The sequence below is a fragment of the Streptomyces kebangsaanensis genome, assembly GCF_001906585.1.
In the GTDB taxonomy this organism is placed as follows: Bacteria; Actinomycetota; Actinomycetes; order Streptomycetales; family Streptomycetaceae; genus Streptomyces; species Streptomyces kebangsaanensis.
The window spans coordinates 15,840-32,751 of sequence record NZ_JUJA01000035.1 but is presented as its reverse complement, the minus strand read 5'-3'; the positions used below and the strand labels follow the sequence as shown (position 1 = coordinate 32,751).

The following is a 16,912-nucleotide window of genomic DNA, read 5'->3' as shown; positions in this document are numbered from 1 at the left end:
CCGAGCGGGTGGCCGAGGGCGATGGCGCCGCCCTGGGGGTTGAGGATCGCGGGGTCGAGCTCGGGCCACTCGGCCAGGCAGCCCAGCACCTGGGCGGCGAAGGCCTCGTTGAGCTCCAGGACGTCGAGGTCGGCGAAGGTCTTGCCGGCCTTGGCCAGGGCGCGGTTGACCGCTTCGACGGGGGCGAGCCCGAAGTAGTGCGGGTCGGTGGCGGACACGCCGGTGGCCGAGATCCGGGCCAGCGGTTCGCGGCCGGTGGCCTTCAGGCCCGCCTCGTCCACCAGCAGCAGGGCCGCCGCCCCGTCGTTCAGCGGGGAGGCGTTGCCGGCGGTGACGGTGCCGTTCTCGGTGCGGAAGGACGGCTTGAGCTTGGCCATCGCGGCCAGGGAGGCGTCGGGCCGCACGCACTCGTCGGCGGTGAGGATGACCGGGTCGCCCTTGCGCCGAGGGATCGTCACCGCGGCGAGTTCGGCGTCGAACAGGCCCTCGGCCCGGGCCTTGGCCGCCTTCTGGTGGGAGGTGAGGGCGAACTCGTCCTGCTGCTCCCGGCTGATCTTGTGCTTGTCGGCGATGAGCTCGGCGGACTCACCGAGCGGGATCGTCCACTGCGGGTCCATCCGCGGGTTGACCATGCGCCAGCCCAGGGTGGTGGAGTACAGCTCGGCGTGCCCGGCCGGGAACGGCCGGTCCGACTTGGGCAGGACGTAGGGGGCGCGGGTCATGGACTCCACACCGCCGGCCACGGCGATGGAGGCGTCGCCGACGGCGATGGCGCGGGCGGCCTGGATGACCGCCTCCAGGCCGGAGGCGCACAGCCGGTTGACACTCACGCCCGGCACGGATGTGGGCAGGCCGGCCAGCAGCGCGGCCATGCGGGCGACGTTGCGGTTCTCCTCGCCGGCACCGTTGGCGTTGCCGAAGTACACGTCCTCGATCCGGGCCGGATCCAGCTCCGGTGTGCGGGCGAGGAGTTCGCGGATCGCGTGGGCGGCGAGGTCGTCCGGGCGCACCGAGGCCAGGGAGCCGTTGTAGCGGCCGATCGGAGTGCGGACGGCGTCGACGAGGTAGACGTCCTTCACGGCGTTGTTCACTGCAGGCCCTCCGCAACGGTCAGCTTGGCGTCGGTCCTGGCGGTGATCTCGTCCACGGTGACGCCGGGCGCGGTCTCGACCAGGACGAGTCCGTCGTCGGTGACGTCGAGGACGCCGAGGTCGGTGATGATCCGGTTCACGCAACGCTTGCCGGTCAGCGGCAGCGAGCACTCCTGGCGGATCTTCGGGGAGCCGTCCTTGGCGGTGTGGGTCATCACCACGATGACCGTGCGGGCACCGTGGACCAGGTCCATCGCCCCGCCGATCCCGGTGATCATCTTGCCGGGGACGGCCCAGTTGGCCAGGTCACCGCCGGCGGAGACCTGCATGGCGCCCAGCACGGCGACGTCGATGTGACCGCCGCGGATCATCGAGAACGACAGCGCCGAGTCGAAGAAGGAGGCGCCGGGCAGGACGGTGACGGTCTCCTTGCCGGCGTTGATCAGATCGGGGTCGACTTCCGTCTCGGCGGGGTAGGGGCCGGTGCCCAGGATGCCGTTCTCGGATTCGAGGACGACCTCGACGCCGGCGGGCAGGTAGTTGGGGATCAGGGTGGGCAGGCCGATGCCGAGGTTGACGTACTGGCCGTCCCTCAGTTCCCGCGCGGCGCGGGCGGCCATCTCTTCACGTGTCCAGGCCATCAGGCGCGCTCCTCTTCCGGCTTGCTCACGGTGATCTTCTCGATCTTCTTGTCCGCGGCCTGCTCGGGGCTGAGGGCCACGACCCGCTGGACGAAGATGCCCGGCAGGTGCACCGCGTCCGGGTCGATCTCGCCCGGCTCGACCAGTTCCTCGACTTCCGCGATGGTGACGCGGCCGGCCATCGCGGCCAGGGGGTTGAAGTTGCGGGAGGACTTGTTGAACACCAGGTTCCCGTGCCGGTCGCCCTTCACCGCCCGCACCAGGGCGAAGTCGGTGCGGATGCCGCGCTCCAGCACGTACTCCGTGCCGTCGAACTCGCGGACCTCCTTGGGCGGCGAGGCCAGCGCCACCCCGCCGGAGCCGTCGTAGCGCCAGGGCAGCCCGCCCTCGGCGACCTGCGTGCCCACCCCGGCCGGGGTGTAGAAGGCGGGGATCCCCGCCCCGCCGGCGCGCAGCCGCTCGGCCAGCGTGCCCTGGGGGATCAGCTCCACCTCCAGCTCACCGGCCAGGTACTGCCGGGCGAACTCCTTGTTCGCGCCGATGTAGGAGCCGGTCACCCGCGCGATCCGCCCCGCCGCCAGCAGCACCGCCAGACCCGACTCCATCGCACCGCAGTTGTTGGAGACCACCGACAGCCCGCCCACCCCGCGCCCGTACAGCGCCTGGATCAGCACGTTCGGCACACCGCTGAGCCCGAAACCGCCCACCGCCAGCGACGCGCCCTCCGGCACATCGGCCACCGCCTCCACGGCCGTGGCGACCACCTTGTCCATCGAAAGAAACCTCATCTCTGCCGAGCGTCCAGCACCCCAGATAGTCAGGGCACTGATTATTTCGCCGAGGTTCCCCTCACGCTGCCATTCACGGCATGAACAGTCAAGACCCGGGCAAAACTGCCGGTCAGTGGCTCATGAATACCGGAGGCGGTCAATGGCTCGCGGGCGGTATCGTTCAGTGCACCTACGGAATTGCCGCGGAACCGAACGACGGACCGGAGCGAGGAGCGCACATGGCAGCGGTGGACCTCTCGACCCACCCCGGGCACCTGGCCCGGCGGCTGCAGCAGGCGCACTACCTGCTGTGGAACACGATGGTCTCCGAGGAGATCACCTCGCCGCAGTTCGCGGTCCTGAACGCGCTCGTCGCCGAGCCGGGGCTCGACCAGCGCACGGTGGGGGAGCGGGTGGGCCTCGACCGGTCCACCATCGCCGAGGTGATCAGCCGGCTCGGCCGCCGCGGGCTGCTCGACAAGGTGCGCGACCCGCAGGACGGCCGCCGCTTCCTGCTGCGGCTGACCCGGGAGGGGGAGCGCGTCCACCGCAAGCTCGCCGTGCGGACCGCCCGGATGAACCAGGTCTTCCTGGGGCCGCTCAGCGCCGAGGAGCAGGCCCTCTTCTTCGACCTCATCCGGCGTGTCGCGGACGCGGCCGAGGGGCTGCGCAACCCGGCGGAACCTCTCGCCGCGCAGCCCTGACGAAGCGCGTCCCTGACGAAGCACGCCCCTGGGGTACGGCCCCGACGCATCCGCCTCACCGGCCGGTGAGGACCACCCAGACCTGGCCCCGGGCGAAGTTCACGGGCGTGCCGTCGGCGGCCGTGAACTCGGTGCCGTCCTCCGCCCGCGCCCGCTTCCAGGCGACGTCGTGGACCTGTCCGTCGCGCAGCACCTCCGCCTTCCCGGAGCCCACGGTCTCGGTGTAGGGGGTGTGGTTGCCGAGCGAGTCGTGCAGGCGCGACCCGCGTACTTCCACGTGCTGCACCACCACCGTCGCGGGCGCCACCTGCTTGCCGCCGGCGGTGACGGCCGGCCTGCCGTCCAGCGCCACCTGCCAGCCGTGGAGCCGCGCGGACCAGGTGAAGGTGAACCGGGCCGCCGGGTAGCGGACCGTGTGCGAGGCCTCGGGACGGCCGCCCGCGGGGGCCGGGCCGTAGTGGAAGCCGGTGGTCAGCGCGTCCGCGCCCGGTGCGGAGGCCAGGAGCCGGTCCGGGCGCAGGTAGAGGTTGTGCGGGGCCGCCCTGCCGGTGCTCCGGAAGTAGGCGTCCGGGTTCTCGTCGGGCGTCCCGGCGGACAGCGGGGCCTTGTCGATCAGCGGCAGCAGTTTGTGCTGCGCGCCGGAGAAGGCGAGCGTGGGGCGGTCGAACTGGCGCAGCAGTTCCAGATCGGACTCACGCGCGCTGCGCACCGGCCCGACGACCGGGGGCAGCTTCGTGGCGTAGACGGCCAACAGCCGGCTCAGTCCGCCCTCGACCTGCTCGGCGTACACGATGTCGGCGGCGTCGAGGCCGGTCTGGGGGCGGGCCGGGACCACGTTGTCGATCTTGACGGCGAGCACCGGGCCGGCGTGCTCCGGGCTCCGTGCCGGCGTCGACGACGGGCTCTTCGCGCGCTCTCCCGTGCCCCGCCCGTCCTCGGAGGCGCTGCCCTGCCGTGCCGTGCACCCCGCCGCCAGGGTGGACAGCAGCAGCGCCGCCGTCATGGCGCGCCGTACCCGTGATCTCCGTCCCCAGCTTGCCATATGGCCCCCGTCCCTCTCTTTGTCTTCTCTTTGTCGCTGATTGTGCGCTTGGTCGTTCATGGGTGGCCATACCCGCTCGTTTTTGATCGTGCGTGTCGGGCTGGGCCGTTCGGCCCCCTGTGGTTCGCCGGTTCGGGCCCGGGTACCCGGCCGTGCGCGGAAGCACAGGAGCGCGTAGCGCGATGCGAGCGCGGCAGGGAAGGGACACGGCACGATGAAGGCAGTGACCTGGCAGGGCAAGCGCGACGTTCGGGTGGAAGAGGTTCCCGACCCGAAGATCCAGGAGCCGACGGACGCCGTCATCCGGATCACCTCGAGCGGCCTGTGCGGCTCCGACCTGCATCTGTACGAGGTGCTCACCCCGTTCATGACACCCGGCGACATCCTCGGCCACGAGCCCATCGGCATCGTGGAGGAGGTGGGGCCGGAGGTGCCGAACCTCAAGCCCGGCGACCGGGTGGTCGTACCGTTCCAGATCTCCTGCGGCCACTGCTTCATGTGCTCCGCGGGCCTGCAGACCCAGTGCGAGACCACCCAGGTCACCAGCGAGGGCATGGGCGCGGCCCTGTTCGGCTACACCCGCCTGTACGGTGCCGTGCCGGGCGCCCAGGCCGAGTACCTGCGCGTGCCGCAGGCGCACTACGGTCCGATCAAGGTTCCCGAGGGCCCGTCCGACGACCGGTTCGTCTACCTCTCCGACGTGCTGCCCACCGCCTGGCAGGCGGTCGAGTACGCCGCCGTACCGCGCGGCGGCACCGTGGCCGTGCTCGGCCTCGGGCCCATCGGCGACATGGCGTGCCGGATCGCCAAGGCGCGCGGCGCCGAAAGGGTGTTCGGAGTGGATCTGGTCCCGGAACGGCTCGCCCGGGCGCGCCGACGGGGTGTGGAGACGTACGACCTGCGCGGCTTCCACCACGAGAAGGACCTGGTCGCCGCGATCCACGACGAGACCGACGGGCGCGGCCCCGACGCCGTGATCGACGCGGTCGGCACCGAGGCGCACGGCAGCGCGGTCGCCCGGCTCGTCCAGCAGACCGCCGCGGTGATGCCGCGCGCGCTGGGCGGACCGCTCGCCGAACGCTTCAGCGTGGACCGGCTCGCCGCCCTCCACACCGCCATCGAGCTGGTGCGCCGCGGCGGCACGATCTCCCTCTCCGGCGTGTACGGCGGCTCGGCCGACCCGATGCCGATGCTCACGCTCTTCGACAAGCAGATCCAGATGCGGATGGGCCAGGCCAACGTCCGCCGCTGGAGCGACGAGATCATGCCCTATCTGACGGACGAGGACCCGCTCGGCGTCGACGACTTCGCCACGCACCACGTGCCGCTGTCGGACGCGCCGCACGCGTACGAGATGTTCCAGCGCAAGCAGGAGGGCGCCGTCAAGGTGCTGATGAAGCCCTGAGCCGGGCCGGATGGAGAAGGAGGGACCGGCCGCCCCCCGAACTCCTGACGGCCGGTCCCCCGTGTTTTCGGTCTCCGTCCTCCCGGTCTCCCGGCTCCTACAGCTCCTTGATCCGTACGTCCCGGTAGGAGACCACGTCCGTCGTGCCGTGCACCTGGAGTCCGATGTAGCCGGAGGCGAACCGCCGCCCGTCCGTGCCCGGGTCGTCCGAGCGGGGCGGGGAGAAGTCCTGGCCGCCGGTGTTGTCGAACTCGTTGATCAGCACGCCGTTGCGGTAGACCGAGTAGTGCTGGCCGATCACGCGGATCTCGTAGTCGTTCCACGTGCCCTTCTGGGTGACGCCGGCCCCGGCGAGCCCCACCCGGTCGAAGCCGTAGATCGAACCGGTCTTGTACATGTCCCCGTCGGGCCGGTCGAACACCTGCACCTCGTGCCCGTACTTGATGGCGGCCCACTCCGGCCGCGGCTCCTCCGGGTGGTCGTGGACCCACGGGAACCGCACGAAGACACCGGAGTTGGCGTTGCCGTCGCCCGGAGCGTCGTCACGCCACTGGAGGCGGAGCGAGAAGTCGCCGTACTTGCGCTGCGGGAACCACAGCATGCCCAGGCCGTCCCTGGTGGTGCCACTGGTGATCGAACCGTCGGGGTTCAGCGCGAACGAACCGCCGCCGACCTGCTCCCACCGGGCGAAGGAGGCAGCGCTGCCGTCGAGGATCGTGCGGTACCCGGTGGTCCGGCCGGGCTCGCCGATGCCGGACTGACGGGCGGCCTGCTGAACGGCCTTGTACTCCCGCTGGTCGACGACCCCTTCCTTGAGGAGCCGGTCCAGAACCGTCTTCACGTGCTTGAGGAACAGCGCCTGGGACGTCCACTCCTTCTCGTCCTCGATCAACTCGCCGATCCGGCACCGGCTGTTGGTGATCCGGTTCGGCACCCCCGAGTCGACCGTGCCGACGATCACCGTCAACCGCTCGTCGTACTCGGGGCAGTTGGGCGCGGGAACCCCGCCGCCCGCCACGACCGCGAAGCTCACGGTCCGCGGCTCGGACGTGTTGCCCGCCTTGTCGCTCGCCCGGTACGCCACGGTGTGGCGGCCGGCGCGGTCGACGAACACCGGCGCGGTGTAGGCGACGTACGGCCCGCCGTCGAGCGAGTACTCGATGCCCGCGACCCCGGAGCCGCCCTCGTCGGCCGCGCTCACGGTCACCTTGGCGTAACCGACGTACGCCCCGTCGGAGTTCCGTGTGCCGTCGACGGTCACACCGGTCACCGGCGGGGTGGTGTCCCGCGCGGGCGGGGCGACGACGGTGAAGCCCACGCTCTTCTCCGCCGACACGTTGCCCGCCTTGTCGGTGGCCCGGTAGCGCACGGTGTGCGCGCCCGGTTGGTGCACCATCACCGGGGCGGTGTACGGCTGCCAGGCGCCGGAGCCGACCGCGTACTCGATCGTGTTGACCCCGGAACCGGTGTCGGAGGCCGAGACGGTCACCGTCGCCATGCCGACGTAGGCGCCGTCGGCGTTCCGCTCGCCGCTGACCGTCGCCGAGGTCTCCGGCGGTGTCGTGTCGTCCGACGGCGGGGCGACGACCGTGAACTCCACGCTCTTGTCCGCGGAGACGTTGCCGGCCTTGTCCGTGGCCCGGTAGTGGACCGTGTGGGTGCCCACCTGGTCCACGACGACAGGGGCGGTGTACGGCAGCCAGTCGTCCGGCGCCGTGCCGAAGGCGTACTGGACGCGGTCGACTCCCGACCCTTCGTCGGTCGCGTCGATGGCCACGCTCGCCGAGCCGACGTACTCGCCCTGCGCGTTCCGGGCCCCCTGCACGGTCGCCGACGTCTCCGGCGCCGTGGTGTCCGGGCCGCCGCCCTCGGTCACCACCAGGACGCCCTGCATCTGCCCGTGGCCGGGAATGGTGCAGTGGTAGAAGTAGCGGCCCGGGGTGAGGACGACCTCGGCGGTGTAGCGGCCGCCCCGGTCGTCGTACGGGTTGGCGAGGATGTTGAGCTGGACGTCGTTGTTGTACTCGGGGTCGGAGGTGCCGAAGGTCAGGGTGTGCGGCATCCCCGTGGTGTTGCCGGTCGCCGCGCTGTTCTCGAAGACGATCGTCGCCGGTCCCGCCACCGCCGTCGCCGGCGCCGAGATGTACCGGGTGATGTCGTCGCCGGCGGTCCAGGTGAGCACCTGGGCGGCGGCGGTCCGGGCCGGAGTGCCGGTCCGTCCGACGGCGGACGTCGTCTGCAGGCCCAGCACCATCAGCAGGGCGGCCAACAGGGCCGTCCACACTCTTCGTTGACGCAGTCGACGGGTCACTGTGCCGTCCCCCTCGCCAGTTGGCCGGCGGCCGGCGTCGGTCCGCCGCCCGTGTAGGTGACGCGCCACAGCGCCGACTTGGCGTCCGAGGTGAAGAAGCCGCGGCCGTAGTCGAGGACGTACAGCGCGCCGTCCGGACCGAACTTCCAGTCCATGAGGTTCTTGATGCCGTCGTTGCCGATCGGCACGATCTTCTTCAGCGACTCCGAGTGCACCGGCAGTCCGCCGTCGCCCAGCGTCTTCGGGTCCATCAGGACGGCGTTGCGCGGCTGGTCGGCGTCGTAGAAGTCGCCGACGAACCACTTTCCGTCCCAGTACGAGGGCCACTTGACCTCACTCGCGTTCGCCCCGTCGTACCGGTAGACCGGGCCGTTCATCGCGGCCTGCCCGCCGCCCGTGAGCCACGGCAGCCGGTAGGTGGCCTCCTCCTTCCGGTACGACGGGATCCCGTTCGCGTCGCGGGGGTAGTCCGGGCCGCCGCCCTGGGGCGAGTACCAGATGTTGTTGCCGGTGACCGGCGGGAGGTTGACCAGGCCGTCGTTGTTCGGGGACTCGTTCTTCGGGTGGTCGCAGTCGTACCAGCCCAGCGGCTTCGACGGGTCGGGCAGGTTGCGGTCGCGGTAGGGCTGCTTGTCGCCCATGCAGTACGGCCAGCCGCGGTTGCCCGCCCGGGTGATGGCGGCGAACGTGTCGTACTTGGCCGGACCCCAGGTCGGCGACGGCTCGCCCGCGTCCGGGCCGACCCAGCCCGCGTACAGGACGTCGGTCTTCCGGTCGACGAAGATGCGCGCGGGGTTCCTGACGCCCATCACGTAGATCTCGCCGCGCGTCTTGCCGCCGCCCTCGGCGGTCTCCTTGCCGGTGAAGAGGTTGCCGTCGGGGATCGTGTAGGTGCCGTCGGGCTCCGGGTGGATGCGCAGGATCTTGCCGTTGAGGTTGTTGGTGTTGCCGGCGGTGCGGCGGGCGTCGGCGAAGGACACGCCCTTGTAGTGGGGCTGTGGGTTGTTGCCGGAGTAGCCGTCGCTGAAGCCGCTGGAGTTGTTGTCGCCCGTGGCGATGTACAGGTTGCCCCGGGAGTCCCAGGTCATCCCGCCGCCCGCGTGGCAGCAGCTGTGCACCTGCACCGGCCACTTGAGCAGCACCTTCTCGCTGTCCAGGTCCAGCCTGTCGGTGGCGGGGTCGAGCGTGAAGCGGGAGACGCGCCGCTCGGCCATCCGCCTGTCGCGGTCGATCCGCGAGTGGGGCGTGTAGTGCAGGTACACCCAGCCGTTCCGCTCGAAGCGCGGGTCGAGCTCGATCCCGAGGAGGCCCTCCTCGACCTTGGTGAGCTCGTCGCCGCCGCCCTTGTTGCCGAAGACCGTCAGCTCGCCCGCCAGGGTGACCTTCCCGGTCCTCGGGTCGTAGACGTGGATCTGCCCCTTGCCCCTGCCGACGTCCGGACTGTTCCAGTCGGTGACCACCGGCCGGGAGGGGTCGGCGCCGCCGCGGCCGATGTAGAGGACGCGGCCGTCGGGGGCGGTGACCAGGCCGTGCGGCTCGCCGATCTGGTCGTTCTGTCCGGGCTGGTTGGGCCGGGTGAGGCGCTCTGCCCGGTAGTTCGCGGTGATGGTCGCCTTGCAGTCGGCCTGCGCCAGCCGGGTGGTCCACAGCAGGGCGCCGCGCAGATGATCGCGGAAGTCCGTCTCGTCGTACGACGACACGGTGCCGCCCATGCCGGTGTAGAAGGAGCGGCCGCCGTCGTAGTCGTGGCACCAGCTGACCGGGTGGTCCCAGCCGTTGGCGCCCGCCCCCGGCCGGTACGTCGACTCGCGTACGCGCGCCACGGTGTGCACCGTGCCGGACGGGTTCCTGGCCCAGTTGAACCACCGGTCGGCGCGCTTCCACTCCAGCGGCAGGTCCTTGGTCGCGGGGTTCTGCCGGTCGCCGACCTCGACGGTGGCCCGCTGGACGGCCGTCGGACCGGAGGCGGCCGGGCGGGCGCCGATGAGTCCGGTGAACCAGTCGGAGTACGGTTCGGCGCGGGCCGCGTCGTGGATGCCGACGAAGCCGCCACCGGCCTCCATGTAGGCCTCCAGGCCGGCCTCCTGGGCGGGATCGAGGACGTCGCCGCCGCCGGTCAGGAACACGATCGCGTTGTAGCGGCCGAGCCTGGTGGCGCTGGTGAAGACCGAGGCGTCGTCGGTGGCCTCGACCTTGAAACGCTCCTGCGCCGGTCCGGACAGGCCGATCCTCTCGATCGCCTCGATCCCGGCGTTCACCACCGGCGCCTCGTCCCCGGCCGCGGCGGAACCGTGGAAGAGCAGCACCCTTGCGTCCGAGCCGCCCGGCGGCGACTTGACCGACATCGTTGTCAGGGGCGTCCCCGGATCCGGGCGCGCGCTCGCGGCGGGAGCCGAGAGCAGTCCGGCCGCCACCGCGCCCGCGGCGACGGCGGCCGCCCAGATCCGTCTCGGTCGTTTCCTCCTGTTCAACGCACGTAAGCGCAGGGGCCGTTGATGCGATGTGGACCGCATGTGGTCACCCGTCCCTCCTCGGTCGCAGCGAACGCCAAGGAAGGTAGACCCCTTTGCGTGACCCGCCAATAGGCACGGCCGTAATTCAACGAACTTTGTCCTGGGTGTGGATAAACAGCCGCCGGGCCAGTACCTTTCGCGGGGTCCGAGTAACTTCCGTTCCGAGATGGGGAGTTGAAGGTTGGCCATGGACAGGCGCGGCTTCAACCGGCGGGTGCTGCTGGGTGGCGCGGCCGTAGCGACATCGTTGTCCCTGGCTTCCGAGGCCGAGGCGGCGGCGCTCGGCACGGCCGCCGCCACCGCCGCGCCGCCGCGCACCGCGCCGGCCGGGGGCGAGGTCAGGCACATCAGGCTGTACGCCGAGAAGCTCCCCGACGGGCAGATGGGCTACGGCCTGGAGAAGGGCAGGGCGACGATCCCCGGCCCGCTCATCGAACTCAACGAGGGCGACACGCTGCACATCGAGTTCGAGAACACCATGGACGTGGCCGCGAGCCTGCACGTCCACGGTCTGGACTACGAGACCTCCAGCGACGGCACCAAGTTGAACAAGAGCGACGTGGAACCCGGCGGCACCCGCACCTACACCTGGCGCACCCACGCCCCCGGCCGCCGCAAGGACGGCACCTGGCGGGAGGGCAGCGCGGGCTACTGGCACTACCACGACCACGTCGTCGGCACCGAACACGGCACCGGCGGCATCCGCAAGGGCCTGTACGGACCGGTGATCGTCCGCCGCAAGGGCGACGTCCTGCCGGAGCGCACGCACACGATCGTCTTCAACGACATGGCCATCAACAACCGCCCGCCGCACACCGGCCCGGACTTCGAGGCCACGGTGGGCGACCGCGTCGAGTTCGTGGTGATCACGCACGGCGAGTACTACCACACCTTCCACATGCACGGTCACCGCTGGGCCGACAACCGCACCGGCCTGCTCACCGGCCCCGACGACCCCAGCCGGGTGATCGACAACAAGATCGTCGGCCCGGCGGACTCCTTCGGCTTCCAGGTGCTCGCGGGGGAGGGGGGCGGGGCGGGCGCGTGGATGTACCACTGCCATGTGCAGAGCCACTCCGACATGGGCATGGTGGGCCTGTTCCTGGTGAGGAAGCCGGACGGGACGATCCCCGGGTACGAGCCCCACGAGCCCCACGAGCACTGAGAGCGCTCACAGCCGGTTCCGGTCCGGGGCTATCCTGATCGGCAACCGCCGGTGAGGAGTGCCGAAGTGACCGAGACAGCGCCGCGCCCCACGCTGGAGGCCGTGGCCGCGCGGGCGGGGGTGTCGCGGGCCACCGTGTCCCGGGTGGTGAACGGCGGGGACGGGGTCAGACGGCCGCTGGCCGAGCGGGTGCTCCAGGCCGTGGAGGAACTCGGGTACGTGCCGAACCAGGCGGCCCGCAGCCTGGTGACCAAGCGGCACGACGCCGTCGCCGTGGTCATAGCCGAACCGGAGACCCGGGTCTTCGCCGACCCCTTCTTCGGGCTGCAGCTGCGCGGCATCAGCAAGGAGCTGACGGCCCACGACACCCAGCTCGTGCTGCTGCTGACGGAGGGGCGCGACGACCACGCCCGGGTCGGTCGCTACCTGGCCGGCGGCCACGTCGACGGCGCGCTCGTCTTCTCGCTGCACCTCGACGACCCGCTGCCGGGGCTGATCCAGCGCGCCGGGGTGCCCACCGTGTTCGGCGGACGGCCCGGCTGGAGCGACGGCACCCACGGCATCGCCTACGTCGACAGCGACAACCGGGGCGGTGCCCGGGAGGCCGTACGGCACTTGGCCGACCTCGGCCGGACCCGGATCGGGCACATCACCGGCGCCCTCGACCAGACCTCGGCGGCGGACCGGCTCGACGGCTACCGGGACGTCGTGGGCGACGCCGACCCCCGGCTGATCGCCGAGGGCGACTTCACCCCCGCGGGCGGCGAGCGCGCCATGCGCGAACTCCTCGAGAACCGCCCCGGCCTCGACGCCGTGTTCGCCGCCAACGACCTCACCGCCTCCGGCGCCCTGCGCGTGCTGCGCGAGCGCGGGCTGCGGGTGCCCGAGGACGTCGCCGTGGTCGGCTTCGACGACATGCTGCCGGTGGCCGAGCAGACCGACCCGCCGCTGACGACCGTCCGCCAGAACATAGAGAAGATGGGCCGGCTCATGGCCCGCCTGCTGCTGCGCGGCCTGGACCGCGACGACCCCGAGGAGGGCGCGGACGACACGCCCCGCAGCATCGTCCTGCCGACGACCCTGGTGCGGCGCGCCTCCGCCTGAAGCCCCCGGTCACCCTACGTCCGGGGCGGGGCGCTCCTGATCACCGCGAAACGGGCGCCGTAGGGGTCGGCGAGCCGGGCGACACGGCCGACCCCCGGGACGTCGGTGGCGGACACCCGGACCGTGCCGCCGAGCTCCAGCGCCTTGTCCAGTGCCGCGTCCGTGTCCGTGACCTCGAAGTACGGCAGCCAGTACGCGCCCGCCCTCTTCTCGGCCGGGTCGTCGGCGAGAGCCACGATGCCGCCGAACACGGAGTCCTCACCGCCCTCGGCGGGGTTCACGCACGTGTACGCGCCGTCGGGAAAGGACGCCGCGAAGGTCTCCAGCCCCAGCGCCCGGTGGTAGAACGCGGCCGCCACGGCGAGGTCCGGCGTGTACAGCTCGACCCAGCACAGCGAACCCGGCTCACCGGCCATGTCCACGCCCTGGGTCCGCCCCGGCTGCCAGACGCCGAACACCGCGCCCGCCCTGTCGGCGAGGACCGCCATGCGGCCCTGGCCCCTCACGTCCACGGGCCGCACCAGCACGCCGCCGTGCGCCTGTTCGGCGGCCTTGGCGGTCTCCTCCGCGTCGGCGCTCCGGAAGTACACGGTCCAGGAGGGCGGCCCCTGCTCCGGCGCGGTCCTCGTCCCGCCGGCCACCGTCCGGCCGTCGAGCTGGAAGAAGCCGTAGCCGCCGGCCCCGGGACCCGCCGACCGGAACCGCCAGCCGAACAGACCGCCGTAGAAGGAGCGGGCGCCGTCGAGGTCGGGGGCGCCGACGTCGATCCAGTTCGGAGCGCCGTCGGTGAAACGGGTGGTGAGCATCCCCTGCCCTCCCTCGATGGAGTCCTGCTGTCCGCACTGCCGAGTCTGGCACCGCCCACTGACAACCGCTGCCGGAACGCGCTGGGAGGCGGGGGAGAGTCGCACTCCTACGGAGCAGGAAAGGAAAGGCCGGTTCGCCGCCGGAGTGATTCGGCGTCTGCGCTCAACGGCCCCCCTTTGGCCACAAAATGAGGTGGTAGTTCGTGAGTCATGGTCACTCGTGTGAGGCGGGCGTTCAAGTACCGCTTCCATCCGACCGAAGCGCAGGCAGCCGAGCTGTCGCGCACGTTCGGGTGCGTGCGCAAGGTGTGCAACATGGCGCCGGCCGTCCGTCCCGAGGCGTGGACGCTGCGGGCCGAGCGGGTCACCTACAACGCCACCTCGGCGATGCTGACGGCGTGGAAGAAGACCGAGGAACTCGCCTATCTCAACGAGGTCTCCTCCGTCCCGCTCCAGCAGGCGCTGCGGCATCTGCAGGCGGGGTTCACGAACTTCTTCGGCAAGCGGGTGAAGTACCCGCGGTTCAAGTCGCGGAAGAAGTCCCGCAAGTCCGCCGAGTACACCACCAGCGTGTTCCGCTTCCATGACGGCAGGCTGACCCTGTCCACCGGGGAGAAGATCGCCAACCCCCGGCACGAGCGGCGTGACCGCGCACGGCTGGCCAGGGCGCAGCGGGAGCTGTCCCGCAAGGCTCCGGGGGACGGGGCGAACCGGGCCAAGGCCCGGTGCAAGGTCGCCCGCATCCACGCCCGGATCGCCGACCGGCGACGTGACCACCTGCACAAAATTACTGCTCGGCTCGTTCGTGAAAACCAAACGATCGTGATCGAGGACCTCACCGTTCGGAACCTGCTCAAGAACGGCAAGCTCGCCCGCGCCATCTCCGACGCGGCTTGGTCACAGTTCCGCAGCCTGCTGGAGTACAAGGCCCGATGGTACGGGCGCGACGTGATCGCGGTCGACCACTGGTTCCCCTCCTCCAAGCTGTGCTCGGCCTGCGGAACCCTGCAGGACCGGATGCCGCTGCACGTCCGCACCTGGACGTGCGACGGTTGCGGCATCACCCATGACCGCGACGTGAACGCGGCGCACAACCTTCTGGCCGCCGGGCCGGCGGTGTCGGCCTGTGGAGCCGGTGTAAGACCTCAACGGGAGTCCTCCCGGACGGGGCAGCCGGTGACGAAGCAGGAAACCCCACGGCGCAAGCCGTAGAACCCCCTCCATCAGGAAGGGGCGGAAGTCAGCCTGATCGTGTCCTTCGTGGTCGGAGGCGTCGCCGAGGGCGTCGCCGCCTATCTTCCGGACCGTGCCGGGCAGCAAGTCCTGTTCCAGACCCCGGCGGGAGACGTCGGCCCGTGGACGGGGCTCGCCGTGACGGCACTGTGGGCGGCGGCCGCGCTCCTGGCCGGCTGGCGGGCAGTGCACCGTCGCGACGCCTGACACTCCGGTACCCGCCCCTTCGGCCGGAGGCCCGTGGGCGGCGCGCGTTGATCCCGCGTTGATCGAACGTTTCGCGCCGCCCGGCACGATCCTGGGCATGCACCTCGAGACGATCAGCCCGGCCGGCGGCGCCTGGCGGGACCGGGCCCTGTGCGCGCAGACCGGGGCCGACTTCTTCTTCCCCGAGCCGGGCAGCTCGGTACGGGAGGCCAAGCGCATCTGCGGCATGTGCGAGATGCGCTCGGCCTGCCTGGAGTACGCCCTGGAGAACGACGAACGCTTCGGCGTCTGGGGCGGCCTGTCCGAACAGGAGCGCCGGACCCTGCGGCGTGCCGGCGGCTGATCAGGCCCCGGCCCGCGCCGCCAGCCGCGCCTTGCGCGCCGCCAGCCTCTCGTCGAACTTCGCCGCCTCCGCGTCCAGGCCGCCCATGAACAGGCCCAGCTCCTCCTGTGCCTGCCGGCCCTCGGGGCCGAGCCCGTCGATCTCCATGATCTTCAGGAAGCGCAGCACCGGCTGGAGCACGTCGTCGTGGTGGATGCGCAGGTTGTAGACCTCGCCGATGGCCATCTGGGCCGCCGCCCGCTCGAAGCCGGGGATGCCGTGGCCCGGCATGCGGAAGTTCACCACCACGTCCCGCACCGCCTGCATGGTGAGGTCGGGCGCGATCTCGAAGGCCGCCCTGAGCAGGTTGCGGTAGAAGACCATGTGCAGGTTCTCGTCGGTCGCGATGCGTGCCAGCATGCGGTCGCAGACCGGGTCGCCGGACTGCAGGCCGGTGTTGCGGTGCGAGATGCGGGTGGCGAGCTCCTGGAAGGCGACGTAGGCGACCGAGTGCAGCATCGAGTGCCGGTTGTCGGACTCGAAACCCTCGCTCATGTGCGCCATCCGGAACTGCTCCAGCTTGTCCGGGTCGACCGCGCGCGAGGCGAGCAGGTAGTCGCGCATCACGATGCCGTGCCGGCCCTCCTCGGCCGTCCAGCGGTGCACCCAGGTGCCCCAGGCGCCGTCGCGGCCGAACAGGGTGGCGATCTCGTGGTGGTAGCTGGGCAGGTTGTCCTCGGTCAGCAGATTGACGACCAGGGCGATCCGGCCGATCTCCGTGACCTTGGACTGCTCCTTGTCCCAGGCCTCGCCGTCCTCGAACAGGCCCGGGAAGTTGCGGCCGTCGCTCCAGGGCACGTACTCGTGCGGCATCCAGTCCTTGGCGACCTTCAGATGCCGGTCGAGCTCCTTCTCGACCACTTCCTCCAGCGCGTACAGCAACCGCGCGTCGGTCCACACGGACGGGCTGCCGAGGTGAGGGGAGGTGATCGTCACGGGAACTCCAGGAGGGACACGCGGGAGACGCGGGGGGACGGAAAACGGGCACGGCGAAGGAACGGTCCGGCGAGCGGTGCCGGGACCAGGAACCTACGGGATCGTAGGCTACGAAGCCGTAGGTTACGAAACCGTAGGTTAAGTTCGACGTAAGGGGCGCTGATCAGGTGCCGTGTCTCGAAAGTTGACGGGTGCACAGCACAGCCCCGGGACCCGCGGGTCCCGGGGCCGGACAGGCGCCGGGTCACGCCCTCAGGTGTGCAACTCCCGCAGCCGCACCGAGAGGCACGTCACGCATCCCTCGAGCTTCTCGAACTCGCTGATGTCCACCACCACCGGCTCGAAGCCGAGGTCCGCCAGCAGCTCCGCCGTCTTCGGCGCGCTCGCCGCCATCAGCAGCTTCTCGCCGCCGAGCAGCACCACATGCCCGCCGGACTCCTCGGGCACCGGAAGGAAACGCGGGTACAGCGACGGCGTGTCCACCTTCGGGATGTGCCCGACGACCGTGCCGTCGGGCAGCGCCGTCACCGCCGACTTCAGGTGCAGCACCTTGCTCACCGGCACGGCCACGATCCGCGCCCCCAACGGCTCGAACACGGCCC

At 71.1% G+C, this 16,912-nt stretch carries 14 protein-coding genes and 2 pseudogenes; 7 read left to right on the top strand and 9 right to left on the bottom strand.

The genetic code is table 11. The annotated features are described in order from the left end of the window. From RH94_RS04395 to RH94_RS04385, 3 genes are all read right to left on the bottom strand, one after another. The coding region (locus tag RH94_RS04395; RefSeq protein WP_234425535.1) for a thiolase family protein at nucleotides 1–1,079 on the bottom strand (1,079 nt) is incomplete at its 3' end. A gap of 8 nt (nucleotides 1,080–1,087) precedes the next feature. Next, a complete protein-coding gene (locus tag RH94_RS04390) occupies nucleotides 1,088–1,732 on the bottom strand; it encodes a CoA transferase subunit B (RefSeq protein WP_073946335.1) in 645 nt (214 codons plus the stop codon). After that, complete coding sequence (locus RH94_RS04385; RefSeq protein WP_073946334.1) at nucleotides 1,732–2,505, bottom strand: CoA transferase subunit A; 774 nt, start codon at nucleotides 2,503–2,505, stop codon at nucleotides 1,732–1,734. The genes RH94_RS04390 and RH94_RS04385 overlap by 1 nt, the downstream gene beginning before the upstream one ends. 236 nt (nucleotides 2,506–2,741) lie before the next feature. On the opposite strand from RH94_RS04385, the gene RH94_RS04380 reads away from it, so the two are divergent. Then, nucleotides 2,742–3,206 (top strand): MarR family winged helix-turn-helix transcriptional regulator, encoded by a 465-nt coding sequence (locus RH94_RS04380; RefSeq protein ID WP_073946333.1) that lies wholly within the window; start codon nucleotides 2,742–2,744, stop codon nucleotides 3,204–3,206. 55 nt (nucleotides 3,207–3,261) lie between these two features. Here the strand turns inward: RH94_RS04380 and RH94_RS04375 are convergent, their stop codons facing one another. Then, the gene (locus tag RH94_RS04375) at nucleotides 3,262–4,248 is read right to left on the bottom strand and encodes a DUF3048 domain-containing protein (protein WP_073946332.1); all 987 of its coding nucleotides are present in this window, start codon (nucleotides 4,246–4,248) and stop codon (nucleotides 3,262–3,264) included. Nucleotides 4,249–4,462: 214 nt separating this feature from the next. Between RH94_RS04375 and RH94_RS04370 the strand changes: the two genes are divergently transcribed. After that, nucleotides 4,463–5,653, top strand: coding sequence for a zinc-dependent alcohol dehydrogenase (locus RH94_RS04370; protein WP_073946331.1), 1,191 nt, complete (start codon nucleotides 4,463–4,465; stop codon nucleotides 5,651–5,653). A 97-nt stretch (nucleotides 5,654–5,750) separates the two neighbouring features. On the opposite strand, the gene RH94_RS04365 is transcribed toward RH94_RS04370, so the two are convergent. Together RH94_RS04365 and RH94_RS04360 are read right to left on the bottom strand one after the other, a co-directional pair. Beyond that, a complete protein-coding gene (locus tag RH94_RS04365) occupies nucleotides 5,751–7,907 on the bottom strand; it encodes an OmpL47-type beta-barrel domain-containing protein (protein WP_199880866.1) in 2,157 nt (718 codons plus the stop codon). Nucleotides 7,908–7,960: 53 nt separating this feature from the next. Then, nucleotides 7,961–10,477, bottom strand: a complete 2,517-nt coding sequence (locus RH94_RS04360) for a ThuA domain-containing protein (protein WP_079188889.1) — start codon at nucleotides 10,475–10,477, stop codon at nucleotides 7,961–7,963. A 187-nt stretch (nucleotides 10,478–10,664) separates the two neighbouring features. On the opposite strand from RH94_RS04360, the gene RH94_RS04355 reads away from it, so the two are divergent. Both RH94_RS04355 and RH94_RS04350 read left to right on the top strand, forming a co-directional pair. Continuing rightward, complete coding sequence (locus RH94_RS04355) at nucleotides 10,665–11,642, top strand: multicopper oxidase domain-containing protein (RefSeq protein ID WP_073946329.1); 978 nt, start codon at nucleotides 10,665–10,667, stop codon at nucleotides 11,640–11,642. A gap of 66 nt (nucleotides 11,643–11,708) precedes the next feature. Further along, complete coding sequence (locus tag RH94_RS04350) at nucleotides 11,709–12,746, top strand: LacI family DNA-binding transcriptional regulator (RefSeq protein WP_073946328.1); 1,038 nt, start codon at nucleotides 11,709–11,711, stop codon at nucleotides 12,744–12,746. Between the two features lie 14 nt (nucleotides 12,747–12,760). Here RH94_RS04350 and RH94_RS04345 read toward each other — a convergent pair whose 3' ends face one another. Further along, nucleotides 12,761–13,552 carry a VOC family protein gene (locus RH94_RS04345; RefSeq protein ID WP_073946327.1) on the bottom strand — a complete coding sequence of 264 codons (792 nt, stop codon included), beginning with the start codon at nucleotides 13,550–13,552 and terminating at the stop codon, nucleotides 12,761–12,763. A gap of 210 nt (nucleotides 13,553–13,762) precedes the next feature. On the opposite strand from RH94_RS04345, the gene RH94_RS04340 reads away from it, so the two are divergent. The 3 genes and pseudogenes from RH94_RS04340 to RH94_RS04330 all read left to right on the top strand — a co-directional run bounded on the left by RH94_RS04340 (nucleotide 13,763) and on the right by RH94_RS04330 (nucleotide 15,335). Further along, on the top strand, nucleotides 13,763–14,764 hold the full coding sequence (locus tag RH94_RS04340; RefSeq protein WP_073946326.1) for an RNA-guided endonuclease TnpB family protein: 1,002 nt from the start codon (nucleotides 13,763–13,765) through the stop codon (nucleotides 14,762–14,764). A gap of 33 nt (nucleotides 14,765–14,797) precedes the next feature. Further along, nucleotides 14,798–14,992 (top strand): annotated as a pseudogene (locus RH94_RS04335) (ABC transporter permease); the annotation flags it as partial. A 97-nt stretch (nucleotides 14,993–15,089) separates the two neighbouring features. Further along, the gene (locus tag RH94_RS04330; RefSeq protein WP_199880864.1) at nucleotides 15,090–15,335 is read left to right on the top strand and encodes a WhiB family transcriptional regulator; all 246 of its coding nucleotides are present in this window, start codon (nucleotides 15,090–15,092) and stop codon (nucleotides 15,333–15,335) included. On the opposite strand, the gene RH94_RS04325 is transcribed toward RH94_RS04330, so the two are convergent. Both RH94_RS04325 and RH94_RS42360 read right to left on the bottom strand, forming a co-directional pair. Beyond that, nucleotides 15,336–16,310, bottom strand: coding sequence for an acyl-ACP desaturase (locus tag RH94_RS04325; protein WP_073946324.1), 975 nt, complete (start codon nucleotides 16,308–16,310; stop codon nucleotides 15,336–15,338). A gap of 252 nt (nucleotides 16,311–16,562) precedes the next feature. After that, nucleotides 16,563–16,912: pseudogene (locus RH94_RS42360) on the bottom strand (N(G),N(G)-dimethylarginine dimethylaminohydrolase); the annotation flags it as partial.